Origin of the sequence: Saccharobesus litoralis (genome assembly GCF_003063625.1) — a bacterium.
In the GTDB taxonomy this organism is placed as follows: Bacteria; Pseudomonadota; Gammaproteobacteria; order Enterobacterales; family Alteromonadaceae; genus Saccharobesus; species Saccharobesus litoralis.
Genome location: NZ_CP026604.1, coordinates 1086476 through 1098896 on the forward strand (window position 1 = coordinate 1086476; position 12421 = coordinate 1098896).

Here is a 12421-nt window from a genome sequence, read left to right on the forward strand (position 1 = left end):
AATAATGGGGGTCTGTTTAAAATTGTTTTTTTACATTAATTAAAGCATATTTCCATTTCAGTTTTTGTAAACGTAATGTCTGAAAAACTATTATCCACAGCAATCAAACAATAGGGGTTAGGCGTATTCAGTTCAACTTGACAGCCATTAGGTGGTGAAATTGATACATAAGTAATATTGAGTAAACTGTCTTTAATTTCAAATTTTTCAAAATCTATATGGTGTCCTGAGGATTCTTTTTCACCAAGGTGTATTGCAACAACAACTTTCTCAGCAAAGTTTATGTCTGGAGGAGGTTCGTTGGAATTTAAATCACTTATCGAATATACGTGCATAAAATTATTAGGGTCACTTATAATCTCTTCTGATTCTGTTGATATAGAAGAATATGTTGATACCGCAGGGCATTTAATTATTTCAACAACTCCTTCTTCTATAGCAGTATCTAACGCTTCCCCTAATTTCGCCTCTTTGTTAGCATCCTCATTATTTGAACTACAGGCACACAACAAAAAAAGTAATAAAGTAGATAAATATTTATTTTTCATAACGTTAATCTTCCTACCAATTTATTGATAATCCGCCGATAAATCTTGAATCAGTATCATAATTTCCGAATCGCTCGATTTTTATCTTATAGGTTCCTGTAATTGTTGGATCAAAATTTATAATTTCATATGGGTTATGAAAGCTTAGAGAGGATTTTATGTACTTACCATTAGGATCATATAAGTGAATGTCAAAATCCATTCCAATATCGTATAAAGCATTTTGATTATTTGCAATATACAAACCTCGGTTTAACCACGTAAATACAATCCTAACAATGATGTAACACGAATAAAAAAGGGGTAAATGAAAATATAAAAATCATAGAGAGATTTTTTAATATATGTCTATTAACAACAATTTTAATTTTATAATTCAAAACACTTTAACAATTGTTTCCAGTTTTTTTTGATTATGTCCACCAGATAGGAATTATCTTCACTAGAAGGTAAGCGCCTAATGAACTGACGTACTTACTTTCGAGAACTTAGAACCGCATAATTTCCTCATGCATTAACAAGACACCCACCTAAAAATTAATATAGGCACATTAAAATAAGAATAGGTTGTCAAAGTGGTGGGAGTCGTTCGACTCCAGCCACCCTACATGAATAGATATATCAAAACGCTAATCAAATACCAATTAGACTGAGTTATTGGATCTCGGCGAGTAACGCTTGCTGATGGGTTTTAAATTTAGCTAAATCTTCACCTTGCAATTGCACACTGCTCGCGCGTTTGATTGAACGCATTAACAAGACACCCACCTAAAAATTAATATGGGCACATTAAAATAAGAATAGGTTGTCAAAATGGTGAGAGTCGTTCGACTCCAGCCACCCTACATGAATAGAACCCTCAAAACGCTAATCAAATACCAATTAGCCTGAGTTATTGGATCTCGGCGAGTAGCGCTTGCTGATGGGTTTTAAATTTCGCTAAATCTTCACCTTGCAATTGCACACTGCTAGCGCGTTTGATCGAAAGTGGATTGATTGAGCGTGAGCCTTTTAACACTTCGTAATGTAAATGCGGTGCTTGGCTTAGTCCCGTATTACCTACAAAACCAATAATGTCGCCTTGGCTAACCCTATCACCCACTTTTAACTTATCGGCAAAGCCGTTTAAATGTGCGTACAAAGTGCGGTATCCATCTTGATGTTGCAAGATTATGTGATTACCAAATGATCTGTCTTTTTTAATTTTGCTGACCACGCCATGACCCGCAGCAAACACCTTAGTGCCAATAGGCGCACCAAAATCAATGCCTTTATGCATGCGGCTGTAGCCTAAAATAGGATGCTTACGCTTACCAAAAAACGACGATAAACGCCCGGTTTCGACTGGCGTTTTCATCAAGAACGCATCTGCCAATTTGCCATTCTCATCGTAATAGGCCTTATGACCTTGCGCGTTAGTATAATGAAATAAGCTTAATTGGGTGTCCTGTTGTACTAGCTCTAAATAACGAAGTTGTTTAATTTTACGCTGACTAGGATCATCAGGCATAAACTCTTCTTCAAATAAAATTTTATAGCTATCGCCTGGGTTGATCTCACGCTGAAAGTCGACCAAATGTGAGAATGTCGTCATGTATAGGTTTAATAAGTCGTGAGACACGCCATGCGGTACAAATGCATCGTATAAACTGGTGGTAACAACACCTTGAATAAAACGGCTTTCCGTTTTGGTCGGCAGGTCGACAACTTCAATTTGCCATTTAGCGGGGGTGTCGCGATATAAATGTAATTGTTTAGCAAACTGCCAATCGAATAAAATTGACTCAACTTTTTTCTCACCCAAACCTAGGCTAAAAATTTGCCCAGCTTTTATTTTATTCGCCGGAATATAAGGTTTGATTAGTTTACTAATTTGGTGAATGTCTTGATGGCTGGTGCCAAACGGTTTAAGCATACGAGCCAACGATTGGCCGCGCTGCAACACCACTTGCTGGGGTTGGTAGTTAGCTTGCGGTTTAACTGGCTCTGGTTCATTAATCACTAATGGTGCAGGCGGTTTAAGCAAGTCTTCAACCATTTCAGGTAAAGGCGCTGGTTTAGGATCCGGTTTAATATTGAGCAGCGACAAATACACAGTGGCTGAAGCAACTAAGCTCAGTAACATCCAGTGCTCTTTGGGCAACTGAGTTAATACACGCTGTAACATTCTCATACCTATTACCTTTCCCAATTAGTCATTAAACTTTTCATACTCTAATTGGGTATAAAAACCGCGGTCACTATAACCTGACACAATAATAAACACCAGACCAACCAGTCAGTCTGCATACGTAACCGTTCACAAAATGCGAAATATTCACAAAGTTTAGCGCGAGAATAAGGCGATAGCGGGGTAGAACCTAGCAATAAAATGATAAAATATGGCTTATTTCGGCAGGCACCTATCTGGCGTTCTAATGTAAATGTTCTTGCAGAAAAGCCACGAGCAACCTTACCTTTGGGGTCAAAAATTGCCTATGAGGATACACAGCATGTACACCAAATGACTCAAATTCAGTTTCTGGTAAAATCTGTTATAAGTCGCCTTTATTCAGGGCAGCTTGCACGGCAAAGTCAGGTAATAACGCCACCCCGCTACCTAACATGGCGGCTTGCGCTGCCGCATGCGCGCTGTTAACGCGAATACTGGCTTTGATTTTTAACGACTTTTGTTGGCCATTGTCAATATAATGCCAAGTCGTACCTGTGCGACGGTTCGAATCTGAAATACAAGGCAATGAAGCAATTTGTTCTATAGATAATATGGGTGAGTGATGCGCGATAAACTCTGGGCTAGCCACCAGTAATGGTTTAACCCTAGCAAGTTGTCGAGCAATCAAATTAGAATCGGCTAATTGTCCGATGCGAATACCCAAATCAAATCCCTGCTCGACAATATCCACAAATTGATCAGAAACCTGTATATCCATGTGTAAATTGGGGTGTAGCGCTTTAAACTGACAAAAACAGCGCATAAGCACTTGCTCTGTATAGGTTTGCGGCGCACAAATGCGAATACGCCCCGTTAGACAATCATCACCTTTATTTAACGATTCAAGTCGCTCCACTTGATTAATAATAAATAAACACTGTTCGTAAACCGCATGTCCTTCATCCGTGATCGAAAAACTGCGTGTCGAGCGGTTAATCAACTTACTGTTCAGTACAGATTCTAACTGATTCACTTGACGACTAACTATAGCTTTAGTTTTACCTAAATAGCGACCCGCCGCGGTATAACTGCCCTCTTGCACCACTGCGACAAAGTTTTGCATTAATCCAAGCTTATCCAAACCCTTACCCTTTGCTTACAACCATCAAAAGTATACTTTTAGTTAACACTGATACTACTAAAAGCCACATTTAAATACTCATTGTATACACGCATAATTAGTTTTGCAGCTACGTTTTAGCCGTAACAAACAAAATTTCGAATTAACGTGTCTAATGAGTTATCCTATGTCTATTAACAAAAATGCGAGCGCGCCCGTGCTTTTCTTGTCGCATGGTTCACCTATGCGTCTCATCGAGCCATCTGCCGCAACTGAGTTTTTAAGCGAATTGCCGCAACAACTACCCGAAATCAAGGGAATTGTGGTTATTTCACCGCATTGGCAAACAGCAAAGCTAAGTTACACATCGAGCGAGCAACTCAACCCCATTTACGATTTTTACGGATTTCCCCCGCAGTTGAGTAAAATACCCTACTCGGTCAAAAATCCACGTTGGCTACAACAAACACTGATCAATCAGCTTGGTCAGCAAGGGTTAGCACAAGATAAGCGAGGTCTGGATCACGGTGCTTGGTCGTTACTTTATTTTATGTACCCCAAAGCCGATATTCCCACTATTGGCCTTAGCTTGCCGCGTGACTATACGCCGTTAGATCTATATCAACTTGGTCAGCAATTGGCACCTCTGCGCCAACAAGGCATACTGATATTAGCCTCAGGCATGGCAACCCATAACTTAAGCCGCCTAAATCAGTCAGGCATTCGCCAAACGTGGGCCGATGAATTTGTTTTATGGTTACAAGAAAAAGTAGCCACTCAGGATATTGATAGTTTAATTAACTACCGCACTTTAGCCCCTAATGCCGCAACAGCACACCCGACGGATGAACATTTATTACCTTTGTTTATCGCCTTAGGCGCTGCCCAACACGAAACATCAACCTTGCTGCATGACTCTTGGGAATTTGGCACAGCCAACAATAGTTGTTGGGGCTGGAGTTAAGGATGAGGTTATAAAGCATGAATACTCGTGGTATCACTTTACTGCAAGCGCAATCGATTTTAGATTCGGCGTTAGCGCTGGCAATTACATATCAAACACCACCACTGGCTATTGTGATTTTAGACAATGGCGGCCACGTAAAAGTAGCAAGTTGTCAAGATGGTGTTGGCACAGCCAGGTTTGAAATAGCCCAACACAAGGCCAACGCGGCACTAGCAATGGGGTTTGATTCCGGTCAATTTTATCAATTGGTTAATAACCAAGTTTTACCCGAAATGTTTGCAACTTGTATAAATGGTGCCACTCAAGGAAAATTTATTCCCTTACCCGGTGGCGTATTGATCAATCACAACAAACAAACGTTAGGCGCCATTGGCATTTCTGGCGCATCGTCCGGTATGGATGAAAAAATCGCCTTGCAAGCCATTAACTCAATACATAACGTTGAAAGTTAGTACCTTTTCCAATTTAGTTAAGACAAGGCTAATGCTGTTTCAATAAAGAAGCGCTAGCCAATCGCATTTCCCCCAAACTAACATTAGCTTTAACGTTAGCTTGGGGGGATTTGGCCTTACTTAAAATGTGGCTCGCAAACCTAAACGGTAAACGGTTCCAGAGGTCCATTCACGAATAGTTCGCGATTTATTGGCTTCCCCTTCCATGGCATTACCTTCAATATTCACCTTTTCTTCAGTTAAATTGGTGTAATACTGGCGACTTTTACGGTTATTTAAATTAACTGCATTAAACGTTAACGTAAAGTGATCGTTAATTTGATAGTTGGCTGATAAATCGAGCTGACCGCCTCCTTCATTCCATAAAGCCCCAGACTCAAACGAACGTCTGGCTAAAGAGTCACTTCTATAGTTATAGGCTAAGCGAACTAAGTTGCCATCTTGCTCCCAGAATGTAGAAACATTGTAAGTATGCTTAGAGATATTCTCCATGGGTAAAGCGGCTAACTCAGTATTTAACAGCCCAGTTTCGGCATCCGTTTTCGAATCAGAATAAGTATAGTTTATCGCTGTACCTAAACCTGCCATCCAACCATTTAAGAAGTCATAGTTTTGGTTATAGCCAATTTCAATACCTTTGTTAGTCCCACCAGCGCCATTACGGATAACTTCAGCAATTATGGTGTCGCACTCTTCTGATGAACTCAACGCATTCGTTTGCCATTTATGGCGACGATCAATCATACAGTTAATGCCTTGCGCTTGCGCATCGTCGTATTTTAATGCTTTACCGCCTGGTTTCTCGATCAATATTTCTGAGGTTGGGTCTAATTGTTTTAACTCTTCTGAGGTGACACCGCGTAAATCTTGCCAATGACCATTGATTGAAGCATCTTCTTCAAAATTACTCATATCCTTATGGAAAAGAGCAACCGTCAATGCTCCCCCTTCATTGAAATACCACTCATAAGATAAGTCGAGATTTTCTGATTCAAGAGGTTCAAGATAAGGATTGCTTAGTTTCATTGTAGAGTTTCCAGCACCCCAGACAAATTCACGCATTTCCATACTCGGTTTTAATGAATCAATGCGCGGCCTTGCCATGGTTTTAGATGCGGCAAAACGTACTATCATATCGTCAGACAAATTGTAATTTAACGTCATACTCGGTAACCACATATCTACGTCATTACTCGCTGTAGAACTAAATTCCTCAGGATCTTCTGGTACACTGCCATCTGCATATCGGCTACGTTGTGCAGGGCCTAAATCATAATCTACGTCATAACAACTTTGCTCAGCAATCGGCCCCCAATTACCATTGGCATCAAAACCACCAGCCAATTTATAACCATCTTCATCATCAACGCCGTTATTATAAAGTTGTGTAGGTGTACAAGCGGCAAGTGATGTGTCTGTCGCAATTTTAATCAAGTTACGATCAGATACAGCATTATTTTGCCAATCTAAAGACGAATAGCCCAAACTTGCCACTTCAGATTCTACGTATCGTAAACCAATATTACCGGTCAGCGTGTCGTCTAAAAATGCAAAACTGGCTTTGGCATAAGCCGCAAAATTGTCGAGTTCAATTTGACGGTCATTCGACAACTTTGGTTTTGTCCTAACGTTATCGTTTTCAAACAATAACGCAAACGCTTTTCTCGCATTTAACGTCCACCAGCCATCTGTATTGTTTGTACGCGCATAACCCAGATCAGCCAAGAAATTATCACCAAAAGGCGTTTGGCCATCTGTCACCTGACTCAAACGAATAGAATCAATACCTATGCCTAATGCATCTTGGCCAAGAGGCTGTGGTACACCTTCAAACCAATATTGTTGATTAAACACATCCTTTTCACGTTTTTGAAATTTAGTCCCAAATTCAATTTTACGAATAGGCCCTAAATCGAGATCCCAGTCAAAATCAACATACAAAGACTTTTGTTTGTCAGTCATTATACGGTCGCGCGACACGGCTTGTTGCAAATGAATCGCATTTAAATCATCAGGGTTGTAGGCTGTGGTAATCACATTATCTTTGTTACTTTCTCCGGCGGCTCCGGTTTGGCCGGGGCCAAAGTCAACCAAGCCCGTGCCGGTAACGATATAGCATTGTCCCGAGGTACAGTCATAACCCGTGGGTTCAATAACACTGGCGTCAACTGCACGTAAAGCGTCGTCACTGACATGCGCATAGTTATTGGAGTTTAAATAACTATAGTAATCATCATCGGCTTTGGTTTTTGAATAACCGCCACGAATGTCCATGCGCAATGTGTCGGTAAAATAATGACTAAACTCTAAGCTGTATACGCTATTTTCAGTTTCAACCCCAGATTGTAATCGTGCAGTGCGCCCCCGTGCTTGGCGATCTAACTTTTTGGTAAACATTTGGTTTTCACTGTTGTATACCAACCAAGGATCTTGAGGATCCAAGATCCGCGCTAAATCTTCATCCTGATACGGCTCAAGCGAACCTAACGAACCAATTGTATTGTCGTCAGTTTCCATTAATTGATCCGCTTGAGTTACCCCTAACACCAACTCTGAATTGTCTGAAATCGCCCACTGCAACGAAGTTGTAAACCCTTGGCGATCCATATTATTTTGGAAAAGTTTAAAGCCATTTTGTCCATTAATATAACCCGTAACCGGACCGGTTAATTGTCCGGTATGTTGGTCAATGGCATTGTCTGCGCTAAACAATTTAAGTTGGTCGGTATAAAACATATCGCGTCGAGAAGATTGGGTTTCTTTAAACGCTGTGACATACACGCCTAAAGTCTCATCTAAAAATTTCTCTGAAAACGAGCCAGAAATTTTATAATCATTTTCTTCAGCGTAATCGTCATATCGCCCTTGTAATTCGACAACGCGACGATTTTTCGATGCATCCAACGGGCGGAATGTTTTTAATTCGATATTAGCACCCAAGCTGCCTTCATCTTGATCAGCTGATGCAGTCTTAATAACTTCAATTGAATTTAGAATGTCAGCTGAATATGCGCTTAAATCTACGGCTTGGTTTTCCGTATTACTGGTTAACACTATGCCATTAAGCGAAATATTATTTAAATTTGGGCCAGCTCCTCGAACCGTTACTGTCGTACCTTCTGTTTCTCCTGCACCTTGACCACGTTGAATCGATACCCCTGTAACCCGTTGCAACGCTTCACCAATGTCTTGGTCAGCGGATTTACCAATATCTTCGGCAAAAATAGAATCACTTACCGTATCCGTATTGCGCTTATTATTGAGCGATTTTAATAAACTGGCTTTAAACCCCGTCACTTCAATGACTTCAGTGTCGTTGTCTTTTTCCTGCGCTTGAATGCTTGTTGTGTTTAAAAGGGCGAATGAAATCGCGGCAGCAACTGAACTGATTTTAAATTTTACGGACATGAGTAATCCTTTATTACTTAGTTTTATATTATTTTTATGTTCTTATACAAAAACCACACTTTGTATACGATTTAGAATATAGAATTTACCCGAGGTGAACTAAATGTAATATTTTGTTAATTTAATGTTTAATTTTGACTATTTAATATTAAGTGGATAGCAAATTGAAATTTTATGCCTACTAGTTGAGTTTATATATTGAATTGAGATTTTATAAGTTAAGTCTGTTTAATCAGGTGAATAGGCACTTGATTGGCTACAGGTACACAGCAAAAGGTGAATTAGCAATACTAAATTAATAGATACAACAAGATGATAGGTTGTCCGTTATTGATTGTTGGCAAAAGCTAAATTTGTGTATTTGTTATTTTTTCTTTCGATAATGATTAGGTGACACACCTACGTATTTTTTGAACATTTTAGAAAAGTGGTATGGGTCAGTAAAGCCACATAATGCCCCCACTTTTTTCACAGGGAATTGGGTGTCTTGCAACAAGGCTTGCGATTTTTGAATACGTTTTTTAGTCACGTAAGCAATAGGAGGAATGCCAAATACTTGTTTAAATTTACGATTGAAATGTTCCGGCGACGCTTTATTGATCGCCGCTAATTGCTCCAAGGTGATCGCTTGATCAAGATGCTCGTTAATAAAGCGGATCACTAAAAAATAATCCACTTTGCTATCTAACATATCTGTTTCAACTGCTGTTTTAAAAAACGGAGCAAGTAAATTTAATAAACAGGCTGACCTCTGCAATATTCGCCAAGTCGCACTATCACTATTTAGCTCAACTAGGCGCTGCATAAGCTGTTCGTCGGTATTTGGCTCTTGTGTTTTACATCTTATTGGTAATTCAAGAATATCAAACAAGTCCAAACCATAACCGGATTCAACTTGAAAATGACACCAATAAAAATGAATTTCGCTATCACAACTATGACTGTGCTGAGTATTTGAAGGAATAAGATAAAGGTAACCTGGCTCTAACGTTATCTCTTTATCCTGTATCAATAAGTGGCCTCGACCTTTACTGACCAAGTACAAACGACAGTAGGGATCATTGATTTGTTCGCGGCACCACTTTTTATCCAGCTCACTATAATAGGTGCAATGGACATGTCCACGCATACTCGACAATATCGGGTCAACTTTAATATTCTCCCAGTAGGTATGCGCGTTAATCTTTTCTACTGGCTTCAATTGTTGCATGACATAAACGTGACTAATCAACCCATCATATTCACATTTTAAACATTTAATTCACTTTTATTCAATAAATGAATTTATTTATATTTGATTTCTGTATTACCGGTATTTTGTACAAATAAAATCAATCACAATAAAAGATTACTAATTTAGTACTATTTCAATTTAGTTTTGATTAGTTGAAAGAAGGCTAGCTATTTTTTGTAGGTTCGACGCTCGCTTAAAGCGCCTACTTTTGGTGCCTGCAGGATAGCAGATACTTAGGATTTTTCGGGAACAAAATCCAGTGCGTCGTATTGAAAGCCCTAACAAGGCTGCAGCTTCTGCTGCTATTGTCGAAATAAATTTCGACCTACATGGATACTAAGAATGCCGTTACACGTCTGGAACTGCGCACGACGACCTACAATACAAACGGTAATTAAAGCAGCAAATGAAAACCTAACCTAAATGCCTTAATCACAACACGCATTTTTAAAAATCACATTTTACCAACAATTTGTTACAAAATATCAACAATAGCCATTATAAAGACAAATCCTTCCATTTTTTTATCATATTGCGATATTTACAATTGTTCATATTCGCAAGCTTAGTAAGCTCGCGATTTAAATGTCCGACAAATCAAAATAACAAAAATAATAAAAACAACATACAAAGGTAACCTATGAAAATATCGATTAAACAAGCTTTATTGGTTTTAGCCTGTACAACACTAACAACCACTGGCGTACAAGCGGCTATATTTACTCAAGGGGGGACTTGGTATTGGGATGATGCCGATCGTCACGATACCAATGGCAACTACCCAAATGATGATGGTGTAGTAAGAACGCAACAAGCACCAACAATCGGTAACGATAACGAACGTAATACAGTGCGTAATCAATTTGATGCTGCAGGCGTACCTTGGAATGAAGTCATCAACACCAAATACTTTTTAGGCAATGACTCTCCCTTTAGAAATCAAATAGCTAATATGGACGCAGTTAAAAATACCGCAGCGGCATTGGCTAATCGTCCGGCAACAGGTCCAAACGAATGGATCCGCGCAGAAAATCCTATCGTTGTGCTTTGGGGGCCTGTGCAATTAGACAATGCCCGCGCTGATCTCGCCGATGATATAGAGCGCACATTTGTTTTTCGTGGTAACTGGAATATCACGTCACCTATATTTGTCGGTAGTAATAAAACAATCTGGATCGATGGCGAACTCACTTATACCGGTAACGATACCGCGCATGTCGGAGGAGCAGCTTTTACGCCTAAAGGGTCCAAGATGCACGGCGTATTTACGGTAAGACGCCAAGCCAGTGCTTGGGTTGAAGGCCGAGGTCAAATTGGCGAAGACGATTGGACCTCACTTGGGCAAAATTACTCAGTGCCGAACAATATCGTTGAGTTAAATCAACCGCTGCACGACTCCATAAAAAACCAACCTATCGTGCAAAACGTGACCTTTTTAGGTTCGCAGCGCGGCAAAATCAAAGTTGAATTAAGTACTGCGTCATCTAACCCATTAGGTAATTGGGCACGTTGGGATCCGAATCTAAAACCAAGAAATGCCGATGGTACATTAGCCAATACAGGACAAGTTATTCCAAGAACCAATGGTATACACTTTGATCATGCTCGAAGCGTGGTGGTTGATGGGGTCACAATTAGTGGCGCACTAAACTCTATTTACGTTTCAGGTACTTTTCAAGTTGATATTAAAAACAACTTTATTGATAAATCCGTGTTTAGAGGCGTTCACTTGCACGGCAGTGGCCATACTGCAGAAAATGTCGCATTGGTGCGTAACAATTTAATATCGCGCAACCATTGGGACGGCATAGATATTGATTCCCACTCAGCTCGCTATACCGTCGAAGAGAATGTGATTATTGGTGCCGATAATCGCTTTTTGATTTGGACTGAAATCGAAGCACACCATAATACGATCAATAACAATGTCGGTATTATTAATCTTATCCAATCTTCACCGACTGGTGCGGGCGGCTTTCAAGAGAACGGCACTGAACAAAACATTGGCGCCCAAGGCACAAGATGGAATGTTTGGACTAACAACAATATCTTTAATGTACTTGAAGAAAAACAAGGATTTTTAATGCGTGGTACGGAATCGGGTCGCGTTGTGCAACAAGACACCATTACTTGGACCAACAATTACGTTTGGCAAACCCATCGCAGTTTCACCACAAGTAACCCACACTTAAACGGCATAGTTGATGATGTTATGTTTCTGTGGTTAAACAATGATGGTGCGGGTAATTAAATTATCCTTTTTATTGTAGGCGAGCTTTTAAGCTTGCTGACAGCTAACAAGAAATAGAAAATCTTAACAGCCCAATTCAGTTTTAAGTGAGTTGGGCTGTTTTTATTAGGCGTTAGTATTCAGCGTTATTGGTTTTACAGGCCATGTTTTTGCTATTTACCCTCGTCTTTGCCGTGCCTACAGGACGTAGGTACTTAGGTTTCGTCAGGAACAAGAAACCTGCAAATGCGGTAATCTAGCGACTTTGTACTGTACACAGAGTTGAATTTACTTTAACAAAGGCGCTGGA

General features: G+C 39.9%; 8 protein-coding genes. 3 read left to right on the plus strand and 5 right to left on the minus strand.

What is annotated here, in order from left to right; translation table 11 throughout:
* Positions 1–35 precede the first annotated feature (35 nt).
* From C2869_RS04005 to C2869_RS04015, 3 genes are all read right to left on the minus strand, one after another.
* Complete coding sequence (locus C2869_RS04005) at positions 36–548, minus strand: protease complex subunit PrcB family protein (RefSeq protein ID WP_108601725.1); 513 nt, start codon at positions 546–548, stop codon at positions 36–38.
* An 892-nt stretch (positions 549–1440) separates the two neighbouring features.
* Positions 1441–2721, minus strand: coding sequence for a M23 family metallopeptidase (locus C2869_RS04010; protein ID WP_108601726.1), 1281 nt, complete (start codon positions 2719–2721; stop codon positions 1441–1443).
* Between the two features lie 361 nt (positions 2722–3082).
* The gene (locus tag C2869_RS04015) at positions 3083–3841 is read right to left on the minus strand and encodes a LysR family transcriptional regulator (protein ID WP_159084021.1); all 759 of its coding nucleotides are present in this window, start codon (positions 3839–3841) and stop codon (positions 3083–3085) included.
* 166 nt (positions 3842–4007) lie between these two features.
* Between C2869_RS04015 and C2869_RS04020 the strand changes: the two genes are divergently transcribed.
* Together C2869_RS04020 and C2869_RS04025 are read left to right on the plus strand one after the other, a co-directional pair.
* On the plus strand, positions 4008–4784 hold the full coding sequence (locus C2869_RS04020; RefSeq protein WP_159084022.1) for a DODA-type extradiol aromatic ring-opening family dioxygenase: 777 nt from the start codon (positions 4008–4010) through the stop codon (positions 4782–4784).
* 17 nt (positions 4785–4801) lie between these two features.
* Positions 4802–5239 carry a GlcG/HbpS family heme-binding protein gene (locus C2869_RS04025; RefSeq protein ID WP_108601729.1) on the plus strand — a complete coding sequence of 146 codons (438 nt, stop codon included), beginning with the start codon at positions 4802–4804 and terminating at the stop codon, positions 5237–5239.
* Between the two features lie 120 nt (positions 5240–5359).
* Here C2869_RS04025 and C2869_RS04030 read toward each other — a convergent pair whose 3' ends face one another.
* Both C2869_RS04030 and C2869_RS04035 read right to left on the minus strand, forming a co-directional pair.
* Entirely contained in the window at positions 5360–8647 is a 3288-nt protein-coding gene (locus C2869_RS04030) for a TonB-dependent receptor (RefSeq protein WP_108601730.1), read from the minus strand.
* Between the two features lie 364 nt (positions 8648–9011).
* Positions 9012–9857 (minus strand): AraC family transcriptional regulator, encoded by an 846-nt coding sequence (locus C2869_RS04035; protein WP_108601731.1) that lies wholly within the window; start codon positions 9855–9857, stop codon positions 9012–9014.
* A 664-nt stretch (positions 9858–10521) separates the two neighbouring features.
* Between C2869_RS04035 and C2869_RS04040 the strand changes: the two genes are divergently transcribed.
* Complete coding sequence (locus C2869_RS04040; RefSeq protein WP_108601732.1) at positions 10522–12132, plus strand: right-handed parallel beta-helix repeat-containing protein; 1611 nt, start codon at positions 10522–10524, stop codon at positions 12130–12132.
* Positions 12133–12421: the final 289 nt, after the last annotated feature.